Raw genomic sequence first — 25446 nt, 5'->3', positions numbered from 1 at the left:
CCGCCGGGCGGCGGGTTCATCGTTCCGGGCCGCGTCCAGCCCTGCAGCGGCGAGCAGCTGGAGATAATCCAGGGTGCGGGAGAGTTCCTCCACCCCGGACGCGAACGCGACAGCCACCTGGAAACCCAGCCCTCCGACGTCGCCGGCAGACTCGTCCGCCAGCGACCTCAGCGCCGCCACGGCCCCGTCCAAAGCGGCCCGACTGACGCCCCGATCAGGCGGATCCACCAACGCCGGCCCGCCCGGGGTCCCGCCCGGGACCGCGGCCAAGCGCGGACCACGGGCACTGCTGGACGCTCCGAAATACCCGCGGGGCCCAAGGTCCTGCCGGGTGTCGAAGTATCCGATCGCTTCCATGGAAACACTCTGCCAGGAGGCTACGACATTTAACCGAACTCAGACCGGCGGTCCCGCGTTCGACTTCAGGTTCTTCATCACCAACGTCGAATTGAGGCGCTCGACGGCGGGAAGCGCCGAGAGTTGGTCGTCGTAGAAGCGCTGGTAGGCCGGAAGATCGGCGGCAATCACGCGGAGGAGGTAATCCGGCGAGCCGAAGAGCCGCTGGGCCTCGACGATGTTCGGAATGGCCGCGACCCGGTCTTCGAACTCCGACATCGTGGCGCGATCAGCCTGACGCAGGGTCACAAAGACTATCGCCTCGAATCCCAAGCCAATCGCACCCGGATCGATGTCTGCCCTGTACCCCCGAATGACACCGGAAGCCTCGAGGTCCCGCAGCCTGCGATGGCAAGGAGCCACGGTCAATCCCACCTTGGCTGCGAGAGCGGTGGCAGTCATTCGGCCATCCTCCTTGAGGTGGCGCAAAATAGTTCTATCGATTCCATCAATCACGCAAATATCTTACCGAGATGGCGGCCGGTCTAGCTAAAAATGGGAACACTTATGGCCAGATTTTCCATAAAGTTCATGGTGTAAACACCAGCCAGGAGCCACCATGAATCCCCAGCTTTTCCTCGCCTTCGTTATTGTCGCCGTCACCTTGGCGTGCACCCCGGGCGTCGATTGGGCGTATTCGATTGCCGCAGGCCTGCGGCAACGCAGTTTCCTTCCCGCCGTGGCCGGCCTGTGCAGCGGATACGTGTTGCACACGGCCCTGCTGGTGGCCGGACTCGCGGCCCTTCTGACGGGCGTTCCGGGGCTTCTTGGCTGGCTGACGATCGCGGGCGCAGCCTACTTGCTCTGGCTCGGCGCGAGCACCATGCGCTCGTGGCGCGGCGCGAGCTTCAGTGCGGATGACGCCGTCGGGCAGTCCCGAAATCAGTTGCGCACCTTCCTGCAAGGGATGGGCACGAGCGGCATCAATCCCAAGGGCCTGCTGTTCTTCCTGGCGCTTGTGCCGCAATTCGTGAGCCCGGAAGCATCGTTGCCGGTGCCGGTGCAGTCAGGCGTGCTGGGCCTCACGTTCGTCCTGTTCGCGGGCATCATTTACACGGTGGTGGCCCTGACTTCGCGAAAGCTTCTGCAGTCCCGGCCCTCCGCCGCACGTGTGGTGACGCTTGCGAGCGGCATCATCATGGTGGCGCTCGGGACTGTTCTGCTGGGCGAACAGCTGCTTCCGCTGCTCCGGTGAGGCGGCCTCGGTCTTAACCGCCCGGCTCGCCGAAGTCTTTGTTCCACATCCGGCGTACCTCGGCGTCCTTGAGGATCCCATCGACGGCCTCAAGCTCAGCACCTTCCGGATTGCCGCGCTTCCGGCGCGCAACCACCCGCTTAGCGACAAGGGGCCGCGGGTTGGGCCGCCGCCTGACCTCAAGCATCGACAGCGCCCGGTCCGTGAGCGCGTCGTTGCGCAAGGCAAGGCTGGTCTTCTTCCTCCGGAGTACTTCCACGAGAGCGGCTTGTGCCGCCTCCCGCTCCCCCAACACCCTGAGCGACTGGGCTCGTATCAGCAGCAGCGCCGCCGAGAGATCATCCGTGTTGCGCAGCCCTTCAGTCCAGGCGACGACGTCGGCGTGCCGCTCAAGCGCCGCCGCCGCGGTGCAGCGGGCCAAGGCGGAGGGCAACGACGGTGGCAAGCTGGCCAGGATGTCCAGGGCTTCCGGCGTCTGGCCCGTCTCCCGGAAGCAATGCGAAAGGGCAAGGTACACGGATTCCTCGCTGAAGAGGACGGGAACGTCAATCCGCTCCGCCACCTCGACCCGCGTGACCACCCTGCGAAGGTAGCTTGAGGAGAACTGGCTCGCGGCGTCGTCGATCCGGATGGACAGGCCCCGTTGCAGCAGTTCCGACGCCCGGAGATATCCGCCGTGTTTGTACACAAGCAGCCCGGCGATCACGTAGCACAGGCCCGCCCAGCCGGGGTAAGTGCGTGCCAAGGTGATGAGGCGGTCCGGTTCCGTGCTGGTGAAGACGGCGTCGTACACCGATTTGGCAGTCTTGCCGGCCAGCCGTTTGAGTCTGGGAGCATCCCCGGCGACGTCGATCCGGCCAGCCGTTTTTCCTTTCAAGACGCCCGCTATCGCACCGCTCAAGCCTTCAGCCAGTCCACCCACCGAGGTGCGGACATGTCCGTTCCGGAACGGCGTGATGTCCCTGTTGTCCCCGAAAATCGCTCCGCGGACTCCGGGAACCGATGGCTCACTCACGGTTGCGCTGCCGTCGCAGGACAAGGCGTCAAAGAATTGGGCATCACAGAACCATGCTAGTTGCGCTTTGTCCCACGCTCTCCCCTTTATTCCGCAGTTTTCGGGAGTAAGATATCCACGTCGGCAGGGTTCCGACTCCTTGCCGCGATACGGCCCTCCATTTGAAGGGCCGATGGAAATCGTGATCGGGAGGAGCTATGACTACTGCTTCACACCCCGCGCAGCACCACCACGTGATGGGGCTGACGCTGCACAACACAGCACTGGTTTTGGGCTGGGTTTTCCTGGCTGTTGGCGTCTTGGGATTTATCCCGGGCATCACCAGCAATTACGGCGCCATGACCTTCGCAGGACATGACTCGGGTGCCATGCTTCTTGGAGTCTTCCAAGTATCCGTCCTGCACAATATTGTCCATTTGCTGTTCGGCGCAGCAGGCCTGTACTTCGCGAGGACTGGAAGGATGGCGCGCGGTTACCTCATCGGTGGCGGCGCAATCTACCTCGTCTTGTGGATCTACGGTCTCATCACCATGTCGAGCATGAGCGCTGACTTCGTGCCCATGAACGCCGCCGACGACTGGCTGCACCTGGTTCTCGGTGTTGTCATGGTTGCCCTTGGCGTATGGCTTGGACGTGACGCAAGAGAGGAGACGAAGGGCCGCGCCATGTAGCGCCCCTGACTCTGCAGCACTCTGCGGTTGCACGACGGCGGCCGTCCCTTTCGGGGCGGCCGTCGCCTTTGCGTCCTGGGTGCCTAGCCGTTCCGGGGTGCCTAGCTGTTCCGGGGTGCCTAGCCGAGGAGCCTGCGTTCGTAAGCGAACGCCACCAGTTGAAGCCTGGTCCGGACCCCGAGCTTGCTGAGCACGCTGCGCAGGTGAGTCTTCACCGTGGCCTCGGAAACAAACAAGCTTTGCGCCATCTCTGCGTTCCCCAGGCCTTTGGCCGCGAGCAGGAACACGTCCCGCTCGCGTGGCGAGAGGTTATCCATCACGGCGAGGTCCGGTCCGGCCACCGGGACCGTCCTGGCTGCGTGTTGGAAAAGTTCATGCACGGAACCGGGCGCGATCACCGAGTATCCCGAGTACACCGTTCGGATCGCGGCCAGCAAGAACTCCGGCTCCGCACTCTTGAGCAGATATCCGCTGGCGCCCGCCTGCACGGCTTCGACCACGGCCTGGTCCCTGTTGAAGGTCGTCAGGGCAATGATCTTTGGCTTGTCCACTCCCGCGGCACCGGCTTCCTCCGTGATGCGCCGGGTGGCCGCGACTCCATCGAGCACCGGCATCCGGAGGTCCATCAGCATGACGTCTGGCCGCTGCTCGGCCGCGAGCGCCACGGCCTGTTCGCCGTCGTCGGCCTCCCACGCCATGTCCATGTCCGATTGGCTCTGCACCAGCATGCGGATGCCGGAACGGAACAGTGGTTGGTCGTCCACTAAGGCAACCGTGATGGGTGTTTCAGCCACGTCCGACGCCTTCTCGTTCAGTGCCCGACGACGGCGGGGCACCCTTGAGAGCCAGCGCCGGCTCCTGCTCCGGTTGCGTGTCGGACATCCGGTCCTCCTGGTCCGCGGCGCCTTCCGCTCCGACTTCCGGCACGAAGGATGCCGAGCGCGAGCCGTAGGGTATGAAGACCGTCACACGGAACTGCTCGCCGTCGGGCCCTGAACTGAGCCAACCGCCGGCAAGGTGCGCACGCTCCCGCATTCCGGGGATGCCGCGCCCCACGCGCGCGACCTCGCCGCCGTCGTCCGTCTCCCCAATCGAAACGGACGCCGGTAGTTCGGAAGCGACGTGCATGGTCAGCCCCGGGCCGCTCCAGTCGAAGTGAAGCCGCACCGCCGTGCCGCGTCCGCCGTGCTTGAGGGCGTTCGTGAGGCATTCCTGCACAATCCGGAAGACGGCGAGCTGCTGGCCCGCGCCAAGCTCAACCGGAGTCCCAGTCTCGCTCTGTTGGACCTTGAGGCTGCCTTGGCGCATCCGCTCAACAAGAGGGCCGACGTCGGTGAGCCGTGGCTGCGGCGTCACCAGGCCATCGTCGCGCACTCCTTCAATGACCCGCTGGGCGTCAACGAGTGCGTGGCGGGCGGACACCGCGATGTTCTCCAAGGCGTCGAGCACCGCTTTGGGTTGATCCTGGCTGAGATAGCGCGTGCCGTCGGCCTGTGCCGCGATGACCGCAAGCGAGTGCGCCAAGACATCGTGGAGGTCGCGGGCGATCCGCGTGCGCTCCTGTTCCACGACCAGCTCGACCTCGGTCTCCTTGAGGTTCGCCTGAACGAGGTTCCGGGCTTTGAAGAGGCTCCCGCGTTCTTCGTAAAGGCGGAGGGCGATCCCGACGGCGGCACAGCCGGCGGCAATCAACATCAGGGCAGAGAAGAGCTGTGCGCCGTATTGGCTGAAGGTGAAGCGGTCACCGAAGCGCATTTGCGGGAACCAACCAACCCCCTGCCCGTAGCGCCACGACAGCATCAAAAGAGTCATGACCGCAGCGAACACTACGTTGGCTACCCCAGCGATAACCCGATGCCTGCCGGATCCGGTCCACAGAATGAAAGCCAGCGCAATGAATGAGCCAATATAGATCGCCCAATAGTTGGCCCACGGCGGCCCGATGAGATATGTCAATTGACCGAGCAAAAGGATCGAGGCCAGCCCGAGTGACACATAGGGTTTCCACGCCGCTACGCCGATCGCCAGGGTCGTCAGGACGAGCATCAACGTGCCGGGCCAATAGTACAGGCCCCACGGCCCCATCCTTCCAGCCTCCGCCACGCACCACAGCGTGAAGAAAATGACGGCCGCCACGGGGGCGCCCCAATGCCGTGCAACTTTCAGTGTCTGTTCCATGTCAGCCACCCTATCCACGGCCAAGGACGCGGCGACGCCGATTCGGCCTCCAGCGTCCGATCTCCACCCGGAAGCCAGTGGATTCATCCTCGGAGCCAACGCGAGGTGAGCGAGCGTTTGGCAAAAGGGCATTAAAGGTGAGCGAGCGTTTGCTCAAAAGGCGCCAGATCTGAGCGAGCGTTTGTCGGGCCCCAACGCTCGCTCACATATCGGGCCCAAATCCCAAACGCCCGCTCACATGTCGGGCCCAAATCCCAAACGCCCGCTCACCCACGCTGACATTAGTCCGCGAGAACGACTGCGGAATGAAAGAACGACGGCGACGCTCCCCAGCACGGGAGCGTCGCCGTCGTCGACTATTCGGGTTGAACGCGCGCGGGCTTATTCAGCCGCCGCGGCAACCGCCGCAGTGACCGCGGGGGCAACACGGGGATCCAGCGGGCTCGGCACGATGTAGTCCGCAGAGAGTTCTTCCTCGGCCAGCGCTGCGATGGCGCGGGCTGCTGCAATCTTCATGGCCGGGGTAATCCGGCGCGCGCCGGCGTCCAAGGCTCCGCGGAAAATTCCGGGGAAGGCCAGCACGTTGTTGATCTGGTTCGGGAAGTCGCTGCGGCCCGTGGCCACGACAGCGGCGTACTTGACGGCGACCTCGGGCAGGACTTCCGGGTCCGGGTTCGACAGCGCGAACACGATCGAGTCCTGGTTCATGAGCTTCAAGTGCTCCTCGGCCAGCTTGGACGAGGAAACGCCGATGAACACGTCAGCCCCCTGCAGCGCTTCTGCGGGACCGCCGGAAAGGGCGCGGGGGTTGGTGCGCTGGGCGAAGAGGGCCTTGACGCTTCCCGAATCAGCCACCAGGTCGGCGCGTTCGGCGTTGATGATGCCCTTGGAATCCAGAAGGACGACGTCCTTGACGCCCGCGGTCAGCAGAATCTCGGAGACGGCGATGCCTGCTGCACCCGCACCGGAGACGACAACTTTCAGTCCCTCAAGTTCACGGCCGGTCACCTTGGCGGCGTTCGTCAACGCTGCGAGAACCACGACGGCGGTGCCGTGCTGGTCATCGTGCATGACGGGGCAGTCGAGGGCTTCGATAAGACGCTCTTCGAGTTCGAAGCAGCGGGGCGCGGAGATGTCTTCGAGGTTCACTGCACCGAAGCTCGGACGCAAGCGGACAAGAGTCTCGATGATTTCGTCCACATTGGTGGTGTTGAGGACCAAGGGGATGGAGTCGAGATCGCCGAAGGCCTTGAAGAGCGCGGATTTCCCTTCCATGACAGGGAGGGAGGCGCTTGGTCCGATGTTGCCAAGGCCCAGGACCGCGGTGCCATCACTGACAACCACCACGAGGCGCTCGGCCCAGGTGTACTTGCGTGCAAGCTCCGGGTTGGCGTGGATCGCGCGGCTCACCTCGGCGACGCCGGGGGTGTAGGCGATGGAAAGGTCCCGCTTGTTCAAAAGCGGCACGGTGCTGGAAACGGAGAGCTTGCCGCCTTCGTGGGCGGTGAAGATTTCCTCTTCGCTCAGCGCCAGGGCAGTCAGATTCTGTTCAGGGGTGATGGTCTCGACGGACACGTCGTTGTCTCCTCAGGCTAGCCGTGAACCCACGGCACAATTCGGGCAGGTGTAGAGGCTTCGGTGCCGGACCATGGGTGGCTGGTCCGTGCTGTGAAACTCCTGCGGATATGGGCTGCTAGCCGCTTGGGTCCTGTCTTCGTAGACAGGGGCTTGATAGGAAGACTAGAGACATCCAGCCATAAACTCATACTTTTGGTCGTAGTGGTCTAGACCAATTACGTTGATTCCTGGAAAAGCTACGCGTCCGCAATCAGTTTGCAAGCGTTCTTGAGGTCCTTCTCCGCGTCGAAAAGTGAGATCCGGCGGCAGTTGACGGATTGGACCAGACCACTGACCACGTGGAGCAGAATCCGGGCCCTCCCGGCGTCTCCGATCGCAGCCGCGACCATCTCGGCCGAGAGCGCTTCGATATCGCGCAAGAGTACGGGGATGTCACCATCTCGGGTATCCCACGTGCGGGACAGACAGTGTTCTACTGCGGGTTGCATGACCCGCATGTGGAAAATCTCCATCCCGAGACCGGCAAGTTCCTGCTGGCTGCACCTCGAAGATGCCGGCTTGGAGTCGTTGAGTTCCCGGAGTTGCTGCCGGTAGACCGCAAGCATCAGATGGACAGTGGACGGAAAGTATCGGTAGAGCGTCCCCAGCGGAACGTGGGCCCTGGTGGATACGTCAGAAAGGCTCACGGTATCGAACTGCCGCTGGGCGAATCCCGCGGCAGTCTTCAGTATCCGGGCGTAACGCAATAGCTGTCTCGGCGTGGTGGGAGCAGCCGCCATTTGGGGCAACCCAGCGGCCAGATCCAGCGAATACGGTTCCAAGGAGTTCGGTTCGGACATTTCCGGCGTTCTGTTGGTTTGGGCTTCGTTCGGGGAGATTGCGCGGCCCCCCATAGACCGAGCGCGTCCTGACAATGATACGGCAGCAAGTTGTCAGTTCCCTGAGAACGGATTCGCGGGGCTACGCGACGCCCTTGATCTTCACGACGAATACCGCCCCCAGCAGACCGATGACAGCCGCGGCCACATAAAGAGAGACGTACCCACCCCAGAACACAACGAAAAAGGAGGCAATCGCGGGCGCGATCACCTGCGGCAAAGAGTTGGCGATGTTAATGACCCCAAGGTCCCGGCCGCGGTCCAAGGCTGCAGGCAGCACCTGGGTAATGAGTGCGAAGTCGACCGCGAGATACGCGCCAAAACCGATACCGAGCACCGCGGCGCCGGCAATGGCCCCCATCCACGTGGGTTCGAACGCAAGGATCAAGGCAGCTATCGAAATGACGACGGACGAGACAATGACCAGCGGCTTGCGTTTGCCCATGCGGTCGCTGATGGCACCACCCACCACGCTGGTGATGATCACCATGACGGCATAGAGGCCCGTCAGGACGAGTACCCCGAACTCGGGCTTGATCCCCTGCGCTTCCTCGAGGTGCACGGCATCCTTAAGGAAGAAGAGCAAGTACAAGGTGACCATGTGGTTGCCGACATTGACCAGGAACCTCGTTAGCCAGGCCCACGCGAAGTCCGGATATTTAGCGGGCGAGATCCAAAAGCCCTTGACGAATGTCCAGAGTTTGAACGCTGGCCTGGCCTCCCGAACGAGGGGCACGTCGGCATTCTTGAAAAGGTAGAGCACGACGCCGGCCAGCAGCGCAACAGCGCACACGATGTAGCCGAGGGCAAAGTTCCCGGAAACCACGGACGCGATCACCGCGCCCGCGAGAATGCCCACGGTCTGGCCCATGGCCGCAAGGCCGCCGACCGCGCCGCGCTGCGGCACTGGTACTCGATCCGGAATAGCCGCAGTGATGGCCGCATAGGCTCCGTTACAGCCGGCCTGGACGAGGCACCACAGAATAGTCATGACCGCCACATTGGGAGCTCCCGCCAAGGCCACCAAAGCTGCGGCGCCCAGGATGGCGCCGAAAAGCACCCACGGAGCACGTCGTCCAAGGCGGGACGTGGTGCGGTCGCTGAATGCACCGAACAAGGGATTCGCGACCATCGATACCGCAGCACCGCATGCCGTGACAAGCGCAAGGATGGCTTCCTTCTGGCCTTCGTCAAAATGGATGGCCTGCTGGCCGAGCAACACCTGGATAGGACCGAAGAAGGCAGCGTTGATGCCAACATTGACGAGCACCACTCCGGTGACCCACAGCGATCGGACGCGGTCCACGGGCTCGGCGAGCGCCGTCGTCGGGCCTTGAGTTGGCGCAGGATCGAGAGCAGGATCCGTCACCGGTCTTTCAGGCAATGAACCAGGCAGATCGGACTGGCTCATGACGGTTCTCTCCTAGCGTCTGGACGTGTGGATTCAGCCTAGCGCCGAGGGGGCCTGCCCGGCTGTCATGAAGGCCCGTATGTGGGCAACTGTCCATCCCGGACCCGAAAAGACAAAGCCGCACGCGTTAGGGTAACTCCAACGGACCGAGGAGGATCAACGATGAACAGCCCAGCGAACCCCATCAACACCGCCGATCTCTACGACGAGCGTGCCGAGGAGGTTGAGTCGATATCACTGCAGTTCCAGGACCTCGGCGGCGTCTCGCACTTCAGCGGCCCCGTTCGCACCATCAAGTGCTTTGAGGACAATGCCCTGGTAAAGACGATTCTGGCAACCCCCGGCGAAGGCGCTGTGCTGGTGGTGGACGGCTACGGCTCGCTGCGCACAGCACTCATGGGGGACATGATCGCCGAGAGCGCCGTCTCGAACGGCTGGGCCGGCGTCGTGATCAACGGGGCCATCCGCGATCGCGTGGCGATCGCGGAGCTGCCTTTGGGCGTCAAAGCCCTCGGGAGCAATCCCAAGAAGAGCTCCAAAGTGGGCCGTGGCGAAGTGGACATCCCTTTGGTGATTGACGGAGTGCACATCGAACCCGGCACCCTGATCTACTGCGATCCTGACGGGATTCTCGTGGAGCGCTGACATTTTTTCGCCGATCGGGTAAGACAGGGAATACAGGAGCGATTAGGATAGTTACTGAAAGCAACTATCCTGCTTAGTCCCCTTTTTCCCACCCTTGGAGAAGCAATGTCCAAAACCACGCCCGTACGGGCCGCCGGTGAGGTCCTGACACACCGTCAGACGCTCACCGTCATGGTGGGCCTCATGCTCGGCATGTTCCTGTCCTCCCTGGACCAGACCATCGTGTCCACGTCCATTTACACGATCGCCAACGACCTCGACGGCCTGTCCCTGCAGGCGTGGGCCACCACGGCCTACCTCATCACGTCCACGGTGAGCACCCCGCTGTACGGCAAGCTCAGCGACATCTTCGGCCGCCGCCCGCTGTACCTGGCCGCGATCCTGATCTTCCTAGCGGGTTCCCTGTACGCCGGTTCGGTGCACTCCATGACCGAGCTCGCCATCGCCCGAGGCATCCAGGGTATGGGCGCCGGCGGTCTGCTGGCCCTTGCGCTGACTATCATCGGCGACATCGTTGCCCTCAAGGATCGTGCCAAGTACCAGGGCTACTTCATGTCCGTCTTTGGCGTTTCCTCGGTCCTCGGCCCCGTGGTCGGCGGCGCGTTCGCTGGCTCGGCCAACATCCTCGGATTCGACGGCTGGCGCTGGGTCTTCTTCATCAACCTGCCTATAGGCCTCGCCGCACTCGCCGTAGTGTTCTTCTTCCTGCACCTGCCCGCGAAACACGTCAAGCAGAAGATCGACTATTGGGGCGCAGGAGCCATTACGCTGGCAATCGTTCCGCTGCTGCTCGTGGCCGAACAAGGCCGCAGCTGGGGCTGGACCTCCGTCAACTCGTGGATCTGCTACGGGCTTGGCGTCATCGGCATCATCGCGTTCCTGCTGGTTGAGCGGCGCGCCGGCGACTACGCGCTGATTCCCCTGCGGCTCTTCAGGAACATCACCTTCGGTTTGTCCTCCCTGCTGAACTTCATCATCGGCATCGGCATGTTCGGTGCCATCGCGATGCTCCCGATGTACCTGCAGCTGGTCAAGGGCCTCACCCCCACCGAGGCCGGCCTCATGATGATCACCTTCACGGTGGGCATCCTCTTCGGTTCGATTACAGCGGGACGGACCATCTCGGCGTCGGGCGTTTTCCGGATCTTCCCGATCCTCGGTACGGGCATCCTGACCGCCGCGGCCATCGTTATGGGCCTGTCCCTCGGCGTCGACACCGGCCTCTGGGTTCCCGGTCTGATCGCCGTATTCTTCGGCATGGGCCTGGGCTTCTGCATGCAGCCGCTCACTCTGGCCATGCAGGTCTCCGTGCCGCCGAAGGACATGGGTGTGGGCACGTCCACCGCGGCGTTCTTCCGTTCCATGGGCGGCGCCGTGGGAACCGCAGTGTTCATCTCGATGCTCTTCAGCCTCGCTGCTGACAAGATCGCCTCGGGCATGAAGGACGCCATGGGCAGCGCGGACTACCTCAAGGTGCTCAAGGATCCTGCGGTTGCCGCGGATCCCGCCAACGCCAAGCTGTACGATTTCTTCAAGAACGGCGCCACGAACGATTCGCTGAACGACACCAGCTGGCTGCACCACGCCAACCCGGCGCTCACCCGGCCCATCGTTGAAGGCTTCGCGCAGTCGATCGACACTGTGATGCTGACCGCCGCGGCGCTGACCGGCCTCGCGTTCCTCATCAGCTTCGCCTTGCCGAACAAGAAACTGACGGATCCGAAGGCGGCGGCGAAGGAATCCGTTTCCGCGCACTAGGTTCCTCCTCCTCGAGCGCGTCACGGCAGGCAGTCTTTTGGACTGCCTGCCGTTGTCGTTTCCAGTGTTCGCGCCGGGGAGTGCCCGACGGCGGCGCGAAAGTTTGCGTGGCGTGACACGTCCGGTGTGCCTGGCCGCGTTGACTGGAAGTCCCGCTGGCAGCGTGCCACACTGTGTAGCGCGAGTGCACCGGCGTCCCCGTCGGAACCAGCTGCCGATGACGACCGCGCCGCACAATCCACTAATTTTCCTCAAGGGAGAGCCATGCCCAATTCCAGCTCCGACAGCCGTTCCGGCGTCCCACGCAAGGTAATTGGCCTGGCCGTTGCCGGAGCTGTGGGAGGTTTCCTCTTCGGCTTCGATTCCTCCGTGGTCAACGGCGCCGTGGATGCGATGAAGGACGAATTCATGCTGAGCGAAGCCGTCACAGGCTTCGCGGTGGCGGTCGCGTTGCTTGGCTGCGCGGCAGGGGCGTATCTCGCGGGCAAGGTGGCCGACCGCTACGGCCGCATCCCCGCCATGAAGCTTGGTGCCGCCCTCTTCCTGGTCAGCTCCATCGGGACCGGCTTGGCTTTCAGCGTCTGGGACCTGGTTTTCTGGCGGCTTGTTGGCGGCCTGGGCATCGGCCTCGCGTCGGTGATCGCGCCGGCCTACATCTCTGAAATCTCGCCGCGCCAGGTCCGTGGCCGGCTCGCGTCGCTGCAGCAGTTGGCGATCACCACCGGCATTTTCGCGGCTCTCCTATCCGACGCCGTCCTGGCAACGTCCGCGGGAAGCGCGCACCATGCTTTGTGGCTCGGAATTGAGGCCTGGCGCTGGATGTTCATCGCGTGCGCCGTGCCCGCCGCGATATACGGCCTGATCGCCTTCCGACTGCCGGAGTCCCCGCACTTCCTGGTCCTCAACGGCAAGGAAGACACCGCACGCAAGATCTTCGACACCCTGATGCCCGGCGACGATACCGAACGCCACATCCGCGAAATCCGCGACTCCATCAAGCAGGACGAACTCTCCACCACGAAGGGCTCGCTACGTGGCAAGGCCTTTGGCCTGCAGCCCGTGGTGTGGATCGGCATCATCCTGTCCGTGCTGCAGCAATTCGTCGGCATCAACGTGATCTTCTACTACTCCACCACACTTTGGAAAGCAGTCGGCTTCCACGAGCAAGACTCCCTGGCCATTTCCGTGGCAACGTCCGTCACTAACATCCTGGTCACCCTCGTGGCCATCGCCCTCGTGGACCGCATCGGCCGCCGGCCCATCCTGCTGGCGGGCTCGATCGGCATGGCCGTGTCCCTGAGTGCCATGGCGCTGGCCTTTTCTTCCGCCAGCGGGACGGGCTCTTCGGTGTCTTTGACCGGCGCCTGGGGTCCGGCGGCCCTCGTGGCTGCAAACGTGTTCGTGGTGAGCTTCGGCGCTTCGTGGGGACCGTTGGTGTGGGTTCTCCTGGGCGAGATCTTCCCTTCACGCATCCGTGCCCGTGCCCTCGGCCTGGCCGCCGCGGCCCAGTGGATCGCCAACTTCGCCATCACCTTGAGCTTCCCCGTCATGGCGGCCGGTTCGCTGCCGCTGACGTACGGCATGTACGCGGTGTTCGCGGCGGCGTCGTTCTTCTTCGTCATGTTCAAGGTGCCGGAAACCAACGGCATGTCCCTCGAGCAGGCCGACACCTTGTTCGTCCCGAAGGGCTCCAAGCCCGCAGAGCTCGCGATCACGCCGAAGTAGCTTTCCTACACGAGGTGCGGTTCGTGCGACTTCAGGTAGCGGCGGCCGCCGAGGGCCACGAGGATTGCGAACGGGAGCGCAAGGGCCGCGGCGAAGAACGGGACCTGCGGGCCGAAGTGCTCACCCAGCTGTGCCGCGACAAACGGAGCCAGCGCGCCGCCCATCCACCGCACAAAGTTGTAGCCGGCCGAGGCCACCGGACGCGGCGAATCGGAGACCTCCATGGCCAGTTCGGTGTAGAGCGTGTTGTTGATCCCCAGCAGGGCGCCCGCCACAATGACAAGCACGACGACGGCGGTCACCGAGTGCCCCGCGGCAAGTCCCAGCCCGACGAGGTCCAGCAGAAGGGCCCCGAGGGTGCCGACCAGGACGTTGGTGGTGCCGAAGCGACGCTGCAGCACGGGTGCCACGAAGACCGAGAACACGGCCACGGCAACTCCCCAACCGAAGAATACGGAGCCGATACCGTAGGCGTCCATCCCGAGAATGAAGGGCGTGAAGGCCAGGATCGTGAAGAAGCCGTAGTTGTAGAACAGGGCGCTGGCCGCGGTAGTGCGAAGGCCTTTGTGGCCCAGGGCAAGGAGCGGGTCACGCAGGCGGGCCTTCGTGGCCGGCGTCGGGGTCTTCGGCAGCAGGGCCAGCAAGGCGATGAAGGAAATGGCCATGAGGACCGCGGTGCCAAAGAACGGTGCGCGCCATTGCCAGCCACCAAGGAGTGCTCCGAGCAACGGGCCGAGGGAAATGCCCAGTCCAAGGGCGGCTTCGTAGAGGATGATCGCTGTTCCGGTTCCGCCGCTCGCGACGCCCACAATCACGGCAAGCGCGGTGGCCACGAAGAGGGCGTTGCCAAGTCCCCAACCAGCGCGGAATCCGACCAGCTCACCCACGCTTCCGGACATGCCTGACAGCGAGGCGAAAACGACAATCAGGGCAAGGCCGATCATGAGCGTCTTTTTGCCACCGATCCGCGAAGAGACGAACCCGGTCACGAGCATTGCGATGGCGGTCACCAGGAAGTAGCTCGTGAAGAGCAACGACACTTGGCTGGGGCTGGCCTGGAGGTTCTTGGCGATGGCCGGCAGGATCGGGTCCACCAGGCCTATACCCATGAAAGCGAAGACGGCGGCAATCGCCGTGGCCCATACAGCTTTGGGCTGCTTGAGGAACGAGGCCTTTTCGGCCTCGAGTGTTTCTTCCGCTGGCTGCAGTTGCTCTGCGAGCTGGCCTTTCATGGACTGCTCTCCTAGTTTTTGGGTTGTTCAGTTCTTGGTTTTGTTCAGCTTTGGACTGAATTGTTGAGATGCGCGATCTTGTCGAACACCGGAAGGGCGGCTTGGACGGCATCGCGTTCCGCCTGGCTCAGCGTTCCGAGGATCCCGGCGATGAATTCGTTGCGGCGACGGTCTGCATTCTCGACGGCGGCACGTCCCGCCGCGGTCGCGGCGACACGGACTGCGCGGGAATCGTCCGGGTCTGCTTCGCGTTTGACCAGGCCCGCGCGCTCAAGCTTGATGATCTGCTCCGTGGCGCTAGGGACCTTGACCCCAAGGTTCCGGGCGATCCCCCCGACGCGGGCACCGCCGTCGAGCGCCATCTTGAGGACACCAAGCTGGGCAGAGCTGAGTTGCTCCTCGGAATCGAGGCGGCGCATCACGTACACGCTTTGCCGCAAGGCTTCCCGGAATGATTGGGCGAGGGCAAGAAGCGCGTCGTCAGCTTGAATGATGTTCATATTTAGGTATCCTAACAGTTAGGCAACCTAAATATCAAGGGATGGATAGTCCCGGATCCGCCGGGACCCCCTGGTTACAGCGCCAGCTTCATCCCCTCGTGACTCGCGACGAAACCCAGCCGCTCATAGAAGCGATGGGCGTCCTTGCGGGACTTGTCGCTGGTGAGCTGGACCAAGGTGCAGCCCCGGTTCCGCGCCTCTTCGATGGCCCATTGCATCATTGCCGCACCGACGCCATGGTCCCGCAATTCTGCGGCGACGCGCACGGCCTCGACCTGGCAGCGCAGCGAGCCTTTCCGGGCCAAGCCCGGGATGAAACTCAGCTGGAAAGTCGCGACGCAAGCGCCGTTCAGGTGGCCCACCACCAACAGTTGGGCCGGGTCCTCGTTGATCTGCTGAAACGCCTGCAGATAGGGGCCGACGTCGTCGGCGTTTTCACGGGAAGTGCCCAGCTGATCGGCGGCGAGCAATCTCAGGATGGCGGGAAGGTCCTCCCAGTGGGCCCGGCGGAGCGTGAAGACTCCTTCGTCCAGAACCATGCTCAACAGCGGCTTCACGCCTGGATTTGTGTGACTCATAGCACCAGCCTGTCACAAGCTGGCGGCTTCGTTTTACGAGCGTTCATGAATTCTGGGTGAAACGTTAAATCACAAATTATTGGATGGTTCGAGTTAGTTTGGACTAGCAGATTTGTTAGCCACGTCACCATGCGGCGAATCACCCGAAGGATGCAGATATGTCTCACCAGACAACAACGGGGCAACGCACTGCCTCCAGCAAAGACAGCGGGCCGCATCTGGCGCGCTCACTGAGCAACCGCCACATCCAGTTGCTTGCCATCGGCGGCGCCATCGGCACAGGCCTCTTCATGGGCTCCGGAAAGACCATCTCCGTTGCCGGGCCGTCCGTGATCTTCGTGTACATGATCATCGGCTTCATGCTGTTCTTCGTCATGCGCGCCATGGGCCAGCTCCTGCTGTCCAACCTGAACTACAAGTCCTTCAGCGACTTCGCCGGGGACCTCCTTGGTCCCTGGGCGGGGTTCTTCACCGGCTGGACCTACTGGTTCTGCTGGGTAGTAACAGGGGTGGCCGATGTCATCGCCATCGCGGGTTACTCCAATGAGCTCTGGCCGGGCGTGCCACTCTGGATTCCGGGCCTCGCGACCATCGCCATCCTGCTGTTACTCAACCTCCCCACGGTGAAAGCCTTCGGCGAGACTGAGTTCTGGTTCGCCCTCATTAAGATCGTCGCCATTGCCGCTCTGATCATCGTGGGTATCGTGATGATCTCCACCGGCTTCACGTCAGACGCCGGAGCCGCGAGTTTGACCAATCTCTGGAGCCACGGCGGATTCTTCCCCAAGGAATTCATGGGCTTCGTTGCCGGCTTCCAGATCGCGGTCTTCGCGTTCGTGGGCATCGAACTGGTAGGCACCGCCGCGGCCGAGACCAAGAACCCGGAGCACAACCTGCCCCGCGCCATCAACGCCATCCCGGTCCGCGTCATGCTGTTCTACGTCGGCGCGCTCATCATCCTGATGTCCGTCATTCCCTGGACCGAGTTCAAGGCCGGCCACAGCCCGTTCATCGCCATGTTCTCCCTGGCCGGACTGGGCATCGCGGCAACCGTGGTGAACCTCGTGGTCCTGACCTCCGCCATGTCCTCGGCCAACTCCGGCATCTACTCGACGTCGCGCATGGTGTTCGGCCTGGCGAACGACGGCGATGCCCCCAAGGTGTTCGGCCGCCTTTCCAGCCGCAAAGTCCCGCAGAACGCCCTGTTCCTGTCCTGCGTGCTGCTCCTCGGCGGCGTCGCACTGCTCTATGCGGGCAAAGACATCGGAGCAGCCTTCGACATGGTCACCACCGTGTCCGCAGTCTGCTTCATGTTCGTCTGGTCCATCATCCTGGCCAGCTACCTTGTCTTCCGGAAGCGCCGGCCCCAGCTGCATGAGGCCTCGACGTTCAAGATGCCCGGCGGGATCGCGATGGTGTGGGTGGTCTTCGCCTTCTTCGCCTTCCTGGTCTGGGCCCTGACGACGCAGCCGGACACACTCACGGCGCTGCTCGTAACGCCCATCTGGTTCGCGATCCTCGCCGTGGCCTACGCCTTGGTCCGGAAGTCGCCATTGCACCAGGCCCGCGTGGCCGAGTGGAAAGCCATGGCCGAAACCGAGACGACCGCCGTCGAAACCTCCGCCCGCTAAGACGCCCGCTCACCTATAACGGCGAATCTTCCAACGCCCGCTCACATGTAGGGGCGAAACCGGGTGCCAGGACTTACGCTGGCGCTCCCGGCAAACTCCGACGGCGGATGGGTTGCTGCACAGCGGCGACTGACAAAGCTCCGAAGGCCGCTACTGCAGCAAAGGTCCGCAGGGCGTGGCCCAACTGCCAACGGTCACGCATGTCCGCCCAGTCCGCTGGCGGGTTCCTGACGTTCCATCCGCCTTCGGCCAGGTTGATAGGAACGTTGACTACAAGGGTGGTGATCAAGGCCGCGAGCAGCAGCGCAAGCGCGGCGGCCACCAACCAGAAACCGCGATTCTTTGTCTTGAGCTCCATCACAACCAGGGCCGCTGTGGCAATGAGCGCTGGAAACAGTAGCACTGAGGCCAGAACAGGCAGTCCAATGAGGGCGACCTGCTGGAGCTGCGCGTAAACCGTGCCGTCGAATTGCCGTAGTGACAATTCCAGGATGAGCACTCCAACGAGGAATCCAGCGAACAGTCCGACGAAAAGAAGCACCGCAACACGAGCCACTGACTGGATGGCACCACGCTTCATGACAACTTCCCCTCGGGGACGCTGTCCGGCGCGGCCTTCTTGCTGCTGGCCTCACGGAAAAGGAGCTGAATGAGGCTCGGCTTCTGCGAAAAGGTTGCGACCGCTACGTTTTTGCGCACGAACTCGTCCGAAGTGAGTTGCCTCAGCATGGAGTCCGCAAGGTCGGCCCGCGACGTGAAAGTACCATTTATGTAGTCAACGGCCAGCTTGTATTCGGTGACGGAATCGGTCTCGAAAAGACCGGATGGCCGCATGATTGTCCAGTCCAGGCCGCTGGCGGCGACGGCGGATTCCATCCGCCGCATGTCCTCGTACAGTGTCTTCCCCAGCAGCTTCGTAACGAGGGGCTGCAGCACTTTCTCGAAAAGGAACCCGCCATGCGGGCCGGCCGTGGTGTCGGTGGCACTGGAGCTCACACAGACCAGCCGGCGGACGCCATGGCTGCCCATTGCCCGGATGATGTTGCCGGTTCCCACCGAATAGACCGTGATCGGCTGGCGGCTGTATGGAACACCGAGGGTCGAGAGAACGGCATCAGTTCCTTCGACGACGGCACTTACTTCCTCGAAGTTGTACACATCGGCGCCGACCACGCTCAGGCCGGGGGCGGAAAGCGGGAATTCGTGCGGCCTGCGCGTGACAGCTGTGACGCCGTGTCCAGCGTCGAGCGCTAGTGCGGTGAGAATCCTTCCAGTGGGGCCGTTTGCCCCGAATACTGCGATCTTCATGTGATGCGGCCTCCGGTATTCTTGTTCTAGGAAAACCATACAATACAGAAACGATATCATATGAGTTCCATATCAAATCAAGAGGCGGCAACTCCGCGTCTTCGGCGGCGTGCTGTTGCTGAGCTCAAAGCCGAGCTTCGGGGCGTGCGCGTGCAACTATCCGTGCTCAATCACCAGGTCGGAACCCAAGCCGAGCTGAAGGACGTTGACCTTGATTGCCTTGACCTGATCTCGAGCCGAGGGCCGCTCAGCCCGAGCATGTTGGCCAAACACGCCGGCCTGCACCCAGCCACCATGACCGGCATCCTCGACCGGCTTGAACGCGGAGGCTGGGTTGTCCGGGACCGCGATCCTTCCGATCGGCGCGCCGTGGTGATCCGGGTTCTTCCCGATAGAAACGCCGAGATGTTCCGCCTCTACTCAGGAATGAACAGCCTGATGGACACCATCTGTGCAGATTATGGCGACGCTGAAATCGCCGTCATTACCGACTTCCTGCGGCGCGTCCAGGCCGCCGGACGAACGGCGTCGGAAGAACTCGCCAACTAATTGACGCTCGCCTGCTTTTAGGGCCCAAAACGCTCACCCTCCTTCACATCATGTGAAGGAGGGTGAGCTGGGGTTCGGGAAAAAGCCCGCATATCTGAGCGAGCGTCGCCGGCTGGCGCCGGGAGGCCGGCCGCCGGGGCGCCAGGGCCCCGGGGGGCTAGGCCTCAGCCTTCCGGTCTTCGATCAGCTTCAACACCTGCGGGAACAACGGGTGCGACGGCGGCAGGTCCGTGATGCGCTCCACGGCTTCGGCTGCGTCCATCTCGGCGAGCATCCGGGCGAGTTCCACGGCTTCGTCGTCGGCCCCGTCGTCAAAACGCAGGGCAGCGGACATCGCGTCGAGCAAGGCAACGGGAGTGACTCCGCGCTCGGCGAGTTCCGCAGCCGGGCCGATGAACCGTTCGTGCCGGCCCAACTTCCGGAGCGGCGCACGGCCCACCCGGTTCACAGTGTCCGGCAGGTACGGGTTGGTGAAGCGGGACAGGATCTTCTGCACGTACGCTTCCTGCTCAGCTTCGACGAAGCCGTGTTTGGCCACGAGAAGCTTCTTGGTCTCCTCCAACACTGCCCGCACCCGGGTTGCCACGGAGGCGTCGGCCATGGCGTCGGAAATCTTCTCCAAGCCGGCGCCATAGCCGAAGTACGCTGCCGAGGCGTGCCCCGTGTTGACGGTAAAAAGCTTCCGTTCGATATACGGACCGAGCTCGTCCACGAAGGTCGCGCCGGGGATCACCGGCGCCTCCCCCGCGAACGGCGTGCGGTCGATGACCCACTCATAAAAGGTCTCCACAGTGACGTCCAAGCCCTGGCCGGGCGCCTGGTTGGGGACGATCCTGTCCACCGCGGTATTCGCAAAGACCGCCGCGGAGGAAAGGTCACCCGCGGCACCGTCCCAAGCGGCTTCCACTTCGGAGTGCAGGAGGTCCGTGGCGTTGATCGCGTTCTCGCAGGCCATGACCTGCAGCGGAGCCAACGACGGCGAGCGGCCCGCGATGCCCCGCGCGATCACCGGTGCCACGAACTTGAGGATGTGCGGCCCCACCGCAGTGGTGACGAGGTCCGCCGTCGCGATTTCCGCGACGACGGCAGCCTCTTCGGTGCCCGAATTCAGGGCCCGGAAACCGGACACGGTCTTGACCGCCGCATTTTCGCCGACCTCGTGGACCTCGTAGGAGGACGCGGAGGCGAGCTGGCTGATCAAGGCATCCGCGACATCGGCGAAGACCACCTCATATCCGGCCTCGTGCAGCAGCAAGCCGACGAATCCTCGCCCGATGTTCCCTGCCCCGAAATGGACTGCCTTCACTATGCGTTGACCTTTCCGAACAGATCCAACACTTCCTGCACCGACGTGGCCTGCTCAAGCTGGGCCACTTGCGCCTTGTCCGTGAAGATCTTGGCGATGGAGGACAGGATGTGGAGGTGCTCGTTGTTGATGCCGGCGACGCCGACGACGAACTTGACCTGCTTGCCACCCCAGTCGATGCCCTCGGGGTAGCGGACGATCGACACACCGGAGTGCAGGATGTGGTCCTTGGCAGCGTTCGTGCCGTGCGGGATGGCGAGGAAGCTGCCCATGTAGGTGGACACGGATTCCTCGCGCTCATGCATGGCGTGAATGTAGCCCATGTCCACGGAACCGCGGTCCAGCAGGAGCTTGCCTGCCTCATCGATTGCCGCGTCACGGTCCGTCGCGGTGCCGTTGAGGATCACGCTTTCGGGGAGCAGGACATCTTTGCCCCCGACGGCGGCCGGCTGGGCGGCGTGGGCACCGGCGGCCGGTTCGGCAACCGTGGTTCCAACGGCAGAGCCGTCGGCGCCGGATCCGGCGTTGCTGCTCTTGACCAGTTCCACAATCTCTTCGTACCGGGGACTGTTCATGAAGTTGTCCACGGAGACGTGCACGGCGCTGGAAGTCACCGGCCGGGCGCGTTCTGTCAGGTCCTGGTGCGTGACCACGACGTCGTAGGTGTCGCTGAGATTGGCAATGGCTGAATTCGTGACCTTGACGTCCGGGAAACCGGCTGCCTTGATCTTGTTGCGCAGCACCGAGGCACCCATGGCGCTGGAGCCCATGCCGGCGTCGCACGCGAACACGATGTTCTGGATGGGACGGGTCAGGACGGCGGTACCGCCACCGGCGCCCAGGAGGGCGGAGGAAACGGAACTCTTCTTGCCCTTGAGCTCTTCCATCCTGGACGTTGCCTGGCCCAGCGCGTCCACATCGGTGGTCTTGCTGGTCCGCAGGATCACGGAGGCGATCAGGAAGGACACTGTGGCCGCGAGGAGCACGGACAAGGCCACACCGAAGTAGCTGTCCTTCGCTGTTGCGGCAAAGACAGCGATGATGCTGCCAGGGGCTGCGGGCGAACGCAAGCCCGCGCCGGTGACCACCAAGGTGAAGATGCCGGTCATGCCGCCTGCGATCGTGGCGAGGATGAGGATCGGCTTCATAAGAATGTACGGGAAGTAGATCTCGTGGATGCCGCCGACAAACTGGATCAGCGCGGCGCCGGGAGCGGATGCGCGTGCCAGGCCCTTGCCGAAGATCATGTACGCAAGCAGGACGCCGACGCCCGGGCCGGGGTTGGCTTCCAGCAGGAACAGGATGGACTTGCCGTTTTGCAGCGCTTGTTCCGTACCGAGCGGCGTGAGGATGCCGTGGTTGACGGCGTTGTTGAGGAACAGTACCTTGGCCGGTTCGATGAAGATGCTGGTCAACGGCAGGAGTCCGTTGTGGACCAGGAATTCGACGACGGAGCTCGCGCCGTCACTGAAGGCCTTCACCACCGGGCCGATCACCAGCATGCCGAAGATCGCCAGGGCGGCACCGACGATGCCTGCGGAGAAGTTGTCGATCAGCATCTCGAAGCCCGGCTTGACCCGGCCTTCCCATACCTTGTCGAGCTTCTTCATGATCCAGGCCGTGAGCGGGCCCATGAGCATGGCACCGATGAACATCGGGATATCCGTACCGACAATCACACCCATGGTGGCGACGGCTCCCACCACGCCGCCGCGGATGCCATGAACGGCCCGGCCGCCCGTGTAGCCAATCAGGAGCGGCAACAGGTACGTGATCATGGGACCCACGAGTTTGGCCAGGTCCGCGTTGGGCAAGAACCCCGCCGGGATGAACAGGGCGGTGATGATGCCCCATGCAATGAAGGCCCCGATGTTGGGCATGATCATGCCGGAGAGGAATGTTCCGAACTTTTGGACACCAACGCGCACGCTGGTGCGCTGTTTCGCAACTGACGCTGTTGCCATTGTGTGAATTCCTAACGTGAGTCCCGCATCAATGCGGAATCAGTCGATATCTATCGAAGGAGGACAGCTCTAGGAGCTGCTGGAGATTCGGTGAAGCCATTCAAGGAACAGCTTCAGTTCCGAACTGGATAGCTGGTCTGAATGCGAGGCTTGGAGTGCCGCATTCAGCGCGATTGCCGCAACAACAACCGACGACTTGCCGGAGTCGTCTGCCGCGGCGCCACGGGCTGTTTCCGTGGACACAGCGAAAATCATGGAATCCCGGGTCATGGTGGAAAGCTCGAGATTCCGGTCTTCCAAGGGCTCTGCAATGAGCATGAGCGTGACGCCAACGTTGGCCGCCAGGATGCTTCTGGCAGCCTCGCGCGGGGGTACGTTGATCTGCCCGGCAATGGCCGCCTTGCTCAGCATTTCCTCCAGAAGCGACTCGGCATCAGCCACGATGGCGGGCCTGCTTTCCGGACGGATGTTGCCGAACATCACCAGGTAAAGGTGCGGTTGGGTAAGTCCGAAGTGGACGTGGTTGTCCCACATCCGCCGGACGTCCTCCAGGGGTTCCCCAGAGGGTGCGAAGTCCCGCTCTCCCGCCACGTACTCCTCGAAGCCGGCTGAAACGACGGCGTCGAACAGCCCCTCCTTGTCGCCGAAGTGGTGGTAAAGCGTGGGCGCCGTGACGCCGGCAAGTTTGGTGATTTGGCGCGTAGAGACCGGTGACCCGTCCGAATTCGCCAGCAACTCGGCAGCTGCACGGAGCAGCCGAGTTTTAGGCGGAAGCTGGTCATCGAAACTCATAGCCGCTACCCTAGCACCTATAGCAACGCTATATGAAGTGAGTCACAGGAGATTTTTTCGGACCCCGAGGCGCCGCAGCCGGTGGGTCCGATCCGAGAGCAGGAACAGAGGATTTCAGTGCAGAATTTCCAAGGAGTAGGCGTCAGCCCGGGCCGCGTCATTGGCACTATCCGTCAGATGCCCAAACCAGTCAGCGAACCGCCGACGGGCGAGCAGCTAGCGGCATCGACCACCGCGGAAGACGCCGTCGCGGGCCTGAAAGCGGCAGCCCAGTCGGTCCACGATGAACTCAAAGCACGCGCGGACAAGGCCAGCGGAGATGGCAAGGCCGTCCTGGAAGCCACCGCGCTCATGGCCAAGGACACCATGCTCTTGAAGTCGGCCACCAAGCTCATCAACAACAACGGCAGCTCCGCCGAACGCGCCATCTGGGAAGCCGGCGCCTCCGTGTCCGAAATGCTCCACAACCTGGGTGGATACATGGCCGAGCGCGCCACCGACGTCCTGGACGTACGTGCGCGGATCGTCGCCGAACTTCGAGGGGTCCCCGCCCCGGGGATCCCGGCGTCGGACACTCCGTTCATCCTGGTGGCCGAAGACCTCGCTCCCGCCGACACCGCAACGCTGGACCCTGCGATCGTGACAGCACTGGTCACCTCGGGCGGCGGACCGCAGTCCCACACGGCCATCATCGCGCGCTCGCTCGGCCTGCCCGCCGTCGTCGCGGCCCGCGGAGTAGACGAAATTCCTGACGGCGCCGAAGTCTTTGTAGACGGCGCAGCCGGCTCACTCTCCCTCGAACCCACCGAAGAGCAGCGCGCGGCCGCCCTCGCGTGGGTCGAGAATGCCGCCACCCTGGCGGTTTTTGACGGAAACGGCACGACGGCGGACGGCCACTTGGTGCCCCTCCTCGCCAACGTCGGCGGGGCCAAGGACGCTGCCGCGGCCGCCGCGTTGGGCGCCCAGGGCGTGGGCCTTTTCCGCACCGAATTCTGCTTCCTGGAACGCGACACCGAGCCGACTGTGCTCGAACAGGCCGCCGCGTACAGGGGCGTGTTCGACGCCTTCCCGGGCAAGAAAGTGGTGCTCCGGACGCTCGACGCCGGCGCCGACAAGCCCCTTCCCTTCCTCACCGACGCCACCGAACCCAACCCTGCCCTCGGTGTGCGCGGCTACCGCACCGACTTCACCACGCCCGGCGTTTTGGAGCGCCAGCTCGAGGCCATCGCCATCGCGGCCGAAGAATCGGAAGCTGAAGTGTGGGTCATGGCGCCCATGATCTCGACTGCGGCCGAGGCTGCCCGTTTCGCCTCGCTGTGTGGAGCCGCGGGAATCAAGACACCCGGCGTGATGGTGGAAGTTCCCTCGGCCGCATTGACCTCGGCTTCGGTCCTGCGCCACGTGGGCTTCGCGTCGCTGGGCACCAACGACCTCACGCAGTACGCCATGGCGGCCGATCGGCAACTCGGCCCGCTCGCCGAACTCAACACCCCGTGGCAGCCCGCCGTTCTGCGCCTCGTGCAGCTGACCGTCGCGGGCTCGGCGGAAGAGGGCAACGCCAAACCCGTTGGCGTCTGCGGTGAAGCGGCCGCGGACCCGGCCCTCGCCGTCGTGCTCGTTGGCCTGGGCGTGTCCACACTATCCATGACGGCCCGCTCGCTGGCCGCCGTCGGAACCGTGCTCAAAACGGTCACGTTGGAACAGGCGCAGGAGCTGGCCCGCCTGGCGCTCAGCGCACCCGACGCGCTTGACGCAAAAGCCTGGGTCCGCGCCAAACTGCCGATCCTCGAGGAACTCGGGCTCTGAGCCCTGCTGTACTGCCCACCTGAACACAAGGAGAAACCATGCCCGAACGCACCGCCACCATCGCCAGCCGCTCCGGATTGCATGCCCGCCCCGCGGCGATTTTTGCCGAAGCCGCGGGGGAATCCCCGGTTGAAGTGACCATCGCGATGGCCGGTTCGCCTGCCGACGACGCGCTCGACGCCGCCAGCATCCTTTCGCTTATGACGCTTGGTGCGGCAAAGGGCGACGTCGTCGTGCTTCGGGCCGGGGGCGACGGCGCCGACGCTGCCCTGGACTCCCTCGTGACGCTGCTGGAAACGGACCTCGACGCGGAGTAGGCGTCTCCCACCC

General features: G+C 63.5%; 25 protein-coding genes. 9 read left to right on the top strand and 16 right to left on the bottom strand.

All coding sequences use genetic code 11. The features are described from left to right. Both AB4Z38_RS16045 and AB4Z38_RS16040 read right to left on the bottom strand, forming a co-directional pair. Nucleotides 1–357, bottom strand: a 357-nt coding sequence (locus tag AB4Z38_RS16045; RefSeq protein WP_441430624.1) for a hypothetical protein, incomplete at its 3' end; no start/stop codon positions are given. A gap of 39 nt (nt 358–396) precedes the next feature. Then, nucleotides 397–852 carry an Lrp/AsnC family transcriptional regulator gene (locus AB4Z38_RS16040; RefSeq protein WP_078107280.1) on the bottom strand — a complete coding sequence of 152 codons (456 nt, stop codon included), beginning with the start codon at nt 850–852 and terminating at the stop codon, nt 397–399. 103 nt (nt 853–955) lie between these two features. Here AB4Z38_RS16040 and AB4Z38_RS16035 point away from each other — a divergent pair, with 103 nt between their 5' ends. After that, entirely contained in the window at nt 956–1591 is a 636-nt protein-coding gene (locus tag AB4Z38_RS16035) for a LysE family translocator (RefSeq protein ID WP_441430623.1), read from the top strand. Between the two features lie 13 nt (nt 1592–1604). Here the strand turns inward: AB4Z38_RS16035 and AB4Z38_RS16030 are convergent, their stop codons facing one another. After that, complete coding sequence (locus AB4Z38_RS16030; RefSeq protein ID WP_441430622.1) at nt 1605–2606, bottom strand: hypothetical protein; 1002 nt, start codon at nt 2604–2606, stop codon at nt 1605–1607. A 197-nt stretch (nt 2607–2803) separates the two neighbouring features. Here AB4Z38_RS16030 and AB4Z38_RS16025 point away from each other — a divergent pair, with 197 nt between their 5' ends. Next, nucleotides 2804–3277, top strand: a complete 474-nt coding sequence (locus tag AB4Z38_RS16025; RefSeq protein WP_441430621.1) for a DUF4383 domain-containing protein — start codon at nt 2804–2806, stop codon at nt 3275–3277. Between the two features lie 119 nt (nt 3278–3396). Here AB4Z38_RS16025 and AB4Z38_RS16020 read toward each other — a convergent pair whose 3' ends face one another. The 5 genes from AB4Z38_RS16020 to AB4Z38_RS16000 all read right to left on the bottom strand — a co-directional run bounded on the left by AB4Z38_RS16020 (nt 3397) and on the right by AB4Z38_RS16000 (nt 9322). Continuing rightward, nucleotides 3397–4071 (bottom strand): response regulator, encoded by a 675-nt coding sequence (locus AB4Z38_RS16020; RefSeq protein WP_441430620.1) that lies wholly within the window; start codon nt 4069–4071, stop codon nt 3397–3399. After that, nucleotides 4064–5455 carry a sensor histidine kinase gene (locus AB4Z38_RS16015; RefSeq protein ID WP_441430619.1) on the bottom strand — a complete coding sequence of 464 codons (1392 nt, stop codon included), beginning with the start codon at nt 5453–5455 and terminating at the stop codon, nt 4064–4066. Before AB4Z38_RS16015 ends, AB4Z38_RS16020 begins: the two co-directional genes overlap by 8 nt. Before the next feature lie 381 nt (nt 5456–5836). Further along, nucleotides 5837–7030, bottom strand: a complete 1194-nt coding sequence (locus tag AB4Z38_RS16010; protein ID WP_441430618.1) for an NAD(P)-dependent malic enzyme — start codon at nt 7028–7030, stop codon at nt 5837–5839. Nucleotides 7031–7269: 239 nt separating this feature from the next. After that, the gene (locus AB4Z38_RS16005) at nt 7270–7872 is read right to left on the bottom strand and encodes a TetR/AcrR family transcriptional regulator (RefSeq protein WP_078107275.1); all 603 of its coding nucleotides are present in this window, start codon (nt 7870–7872) and stop codon (nt 7270–7272) included. Nucleotides 7873–7993: 121 nt separating this feature from the next. Next, entirely contained in the window at nt 7994–9322 is a 1329-nt protein-coding gene (locus AB4Z38_RS16000) for an MFS transporter (RefSeq protein ID WP_441430617.1), read from the bottom strand. Nucleotides 9323–9484: 162 nt separating this feature from the next. Here AB4Z38_RS16000 and rraA point away from each other — a divergent pair, with 162 nt between their 5' ends. From rraA to AB4Z38_RS15985, 3 genes are all read left to right on the top strand, one after another. After that, nucleotides 9485–9967, top strand: coding sequence for a ribonuclease E activity regulator RraA (rraA, locus tag AB4Z38_RS15995; RefSeq protein ID WP_441430616.1), 483 nt, complete (start codon nt 9485–9487; stop codon nt 9965–9967). 105 nt (nt 9968–10072) lie between these two features. Beyond that, the gene (locus AB4Z38_RS15990) at nt 10073–11725 is read left to right on the top strand and encodes an MDR family MFS transporter (RefSeq protein WP_441430615.1); all 1653 of its coding nucleotides are present in this window, start codon (nt 10073–10075) and stop codon (nt 11723–11725) included. A 264-nt stretch (nt 11726–11989) separates the two neighbouring features. Further along, the gene (locus AB4Z38_RS15985; protein WP_441430614.1) at nt 11990–13450 is read left to right on the top strand and encodes a sugar porter family MFS transporter; all 1461 of its coding nucleotides are present in this window, start codon (nt 11990–11992) and stop codon (nt 13448–13450) included. 5 nt (nt 13451–13455) lie between these two features. On the opposite strand, the gene AB4Z38_RS15980 is transcribed toward AB4Z38_RS15985, so the two are convergent. The 3 genes from AB4Z38_RS15980 to AB4Z38_RS15970 form a co-directional block, all read right to left on the bottom strand. After that, nucleotides 13456–14682 carry an MFS transporter gene (locus AB4Z38_RS15980; RefSeq protein ID WP_441430613.1) on the bottom strand — a complete coding sequence of 409 codons (1227 nt, stop codon included), beginning with the start codon at nt 14680–14682 and terminating at the stop codon, nt 13456–13458. A gap of 44 nt (nt 14683–14726) precedes the next feature. After that, on the bottom strand, nt 14727–15182 hold the full coding sequence (locus tag AB4Z38_RS15975) for a MarR family winged helix-turn-helix transcriptional regulator (RefSeq protein WP_441430612.1): 456 nt from the start codon (nt 15180–15182) through the stop codon (nt 14727–14729). Nucleotides 15183–15256: 74 nt separating this feature from the next. Then, nucleotides 15257–15760 carry a GNAT family N-acetyltransferase gene (locus AB4Z38_RS15970; RefSeq protein ID WP_441430611.1) on the bottom strand — a complete coding sequence of 168 codons (504 nt, stop codon included), beginning with the start codon at nt 15758–15760 and terminating at the stop codon, nt 15257–15259. A 158-nt stretch (nt 15761–15918) separates the two neighbouring features. Here AB4Z38_RS15970 and AB4Z38_RS15965 point away from each other — a divergent pair, with 158 nt between their 5' ends. Next, nucleotides 15919–17391 (top strand): amino acid permease, encoded by a 1473-nt coding sequence (locus tag AB4Z38_RS15965; RefSeq protein ID WP_441430610.1) that lies wholly within the window; start codon nt 15919–15921, stop codon nt 17389–17391. A 73-nt stretch (nt 17392–17464) separates the two neighbouring features. Here the strand turns inward: AB4Z38_RS15965 and AB4Z38_RS15960 are convergent, their stop codons facing one another. After that, nucleotides 17465–17971, bottom strand: a complete 507-nt coding sequence (locus AB4Z38_RS15960; RefSeq protein WP_441430609.1) for an anthrone oxygenase family protein — start codon at nt 17969–17971, stop codon at nt 17465–17467. Further along, complete coding sequence (locus tag AB4Z38_RS15955) at nt 17968–18699, bottom strand: NAD(P)-dependent oxidoreductase (RefSeq protein ID WP_441430608.1); 732 nt, start codon at nt 18697–18699, stop codon at nt 17968–17970. The genes AB4Z38_RS15960 and AB4Z38_RS15955 overlap by 4 nt, the downstream gene beginning before the upstream one ends. 60 nt (nt 18700–18759) lie before the next feature. On the opposite strand from AB4Z38_RS15955, the gene AB4Z38_RS15950 reads away from it, so the two are divergent. After that, the gene (locus tag AB4Z38_RS15950) at nt 18760–19248 is read left to right on the top strand and encodes a MarR family winged helix-turn-helix transcriptional regulator (RefSeq protein ID WP_441430607.1); all 489 of its coding nucleotides are present in this window, start codon (nt 18760–18762) and stop codon (nt 19246–19248) included. A 157-nt stretch (nt 19249–19405) separates the two neighbouring features. Here the strand turns inward: AB4Z38_RS15950 and AB4Z38_RS15945 are convergent, their stop codons facing one another. The 3 genes from AB4Z38_RS15945 to AB4Z38_RS15935 form a co-directional block, all read right to left on the bottom strand. Continuing rightward, a complete protein-coding gene (locus tag AB4Z38_RS15945) occupies nt 19406–20554 on the bottom strand; it encodes a mannitol-1-phosphate 5-dehydrogenase (RefSeq protein WP_441430606.1) in 1149 nt (382 codons plus the stop codon). After that, the gene (locus AB4Z38_RS15940) at nt 20554–22518 is read right to left on the bottom strand and encodes a PTS mannitol transporter subunit IICBA (RefSeq protein WP_441430605.1); all 1965 of its coding nucleotides are present in this window, start codon (nt 22516–22518) and stop codon (nt 20554–20556) included. Before AB4Z38_RS15940 ends, AB4Z38_RS15945 begins: the two co-directional genes overlap by 1 nt. A 69-nt stretch (nt 22519–22587) precedes the next feature. Continuing rightward, a complete protein-coding gene (locus AB4Z38_RS15935; protein WP_441430604.1) occupies nt 22588–23310 on the bottom strand; it encodes a TetR/AcrR family transcriptional regulator in 723 nt (240 codons plus the stop codon). 117 nt (nt 23311–23427) lie between these two features. Between AB4Z38_RS15935 and ptsP the strand changes: the two genes are divergently transcribed. Both ptsP and AB4Z38_RS15925 read left to right on the top strand, forming a co-directional pair. Continuing rightward, a complete protein-coding gene (ptsP, locus tag AB4Z38_RS15930) occupies nt 23428–25116 on the top strand; it encodes a phosphoenolpyruvate--protein phosphotransferase (protein WP_441430603.1) in 1689 nt (562 codons plus the stop codon). A 38-nt stretch (nt 25117–25154) separates the two neighbouring features. After that, nucleotides 25155–25433, top strand: a complete 279-nt coding sequence (locus AB4Z38_RS15925; protein ID WP_441430602.1) for an HPr family phosphocarrier protein — start codon at nt 25155–25157, stop codon at nt 25431–25433. Nucleotides 25434–25446: the final 13 nt, after the last annotated feature.

Origin of the sequence: Arthrobacter sp. 2RAF6 (assembly GCF_052115205.1) — a bacterium.
Classification (GTDB): domain Bacteria; phylum Actinomycetota; class Actinomycetes; order Actinomycetales; family Micrococcaceae; genus Arthrobacter.
This window is presented reverse-complemented; position numbering and strand designations above follow the sequence as displayed.

Coding starts and splice junctions, on each gene's coding strand:
- AB4Z38_RS15990 (WP_441430615.1), top strand. CDS start 10,073: ATGTCCAAAACCACGCCCGTACGGGCCGCCGGTGAGGTCCTGACACAC.
- AB4Z38_RS15985 (WP_441430614.1), top strand. CDS start 11,990: ATGCCCAATTCCAGCTCCGACAGCCGTTCCGGCGTCCCACGCAAGGTA.
- AB4Z38_RS15970 (WP_441430611.1), bottom strand. CDS start 15,760: ATGAGTCACACAAATCCAGGCGTGAAGCCGCTGTTGAGCATGGTTCTG.
- AB4Z38_RS15965 (WP_441430610.1), top strand. CDS start 15,919: ATGTCTCACCAGACAACAACGGGGCAACGCACTGCCTCCAGCAAAGAC.
- AB4Z38_RS16025 (WP_441430621.1), top strand. CDS start 2,804: ATGACTACTGCTTCACACCCCGCGCAGCACCACCACGTGATGGGGCTG.
- AB4Z38_RS16000 (WP_441430617.1), bottom strand. CDS start 9,322: ATGAGCCAGTCCGATCTGCCTGGTTCATTGCCTGAAAGACCGGTGACG.
- AB4Z38_RS16035 (WP_441430623.1), top strand. CDS start 956: ATGAATCCCCAGCTTTTCCTCGCCTTCGTTATTGTCGCCGTCACCTTG.
- AB4Z38_RS15960 (WP_441430609.1), bottom strand. CDS start 17,971: ATGAAGCGTGGTGCCATCCAGTCAGTGGCTCGTGTTGCGGTGCTTCTT.
- AB4Z38_RS15940 (WP_441430605.1), bottom strand. CDS start 22,518: ATGGCAACAGCGTCAGTTGCGAAACAGCGCACCAGCGTGCGCGTTGGT.
- AB4Z38_RS16015 (WP_441430619.1), bottom strand. CDS start 5,455: ATGGAACAGACACTGAAAGTTGCACGGCATTGGGGCGCCCCCGTGGCG.
- AB4Z38_RS15955 (WP_441430608.1), bottom strand. CDS start 18,699: ATGAAGATCGCAGTATTCGGGGCAAACGGCCCCACTGGAAGGATTCTC.
- AB4Z38_RS15950 (WP_441430607.1), top strand. CDS start 18,760: ATGAGTTCCATATCAAATCAAGAGGCGGCAACTCCGCGTCTTCGGCGG.
- AB4Z38_RS15980 (WP_441430613.1), bottom strand. CDS start 14,682: ATGAAAGGCCAGCTCGCAGAGCAACTGCAGCCAGCGGAAGAAACACTC.
- AB4Z38_RS15925 (WP_441430602.1), top strand. CDS start 25,155: ATGCCCGAACGCACCGCCACCATCGCCAGCCGCTCCGGATTGCATGCC.
- AB4Z38_RS16005 (WP_078107275.1), bottom strand. CDS start 7,872: ATGTCCGAACCGAACTCCTTGGAACCGTATTCGCTGGATCTGGCCGCT.
- AB4Z38_RS15935 (WP_441430604.1), bottom strand. CDS start 23,310: ATGAGTTTCGATGACCAGCTTCCGCCTAAAACTCGGCTGCTCCGTGCA.
- rraA (WP_441430616.1), top strand. CDS start 9,485: ATGAACAGCCCAGCGAACCCCATCAACACCGCCGATCTCTACGACGAG.
- AB4Z38_RS15975 (WP_441430612.1), bottom strand. CDS start 15,182: ATGAACATCATTCAAGCTGACGACGCGCTTCTTGCCCTCGCCCAATCA.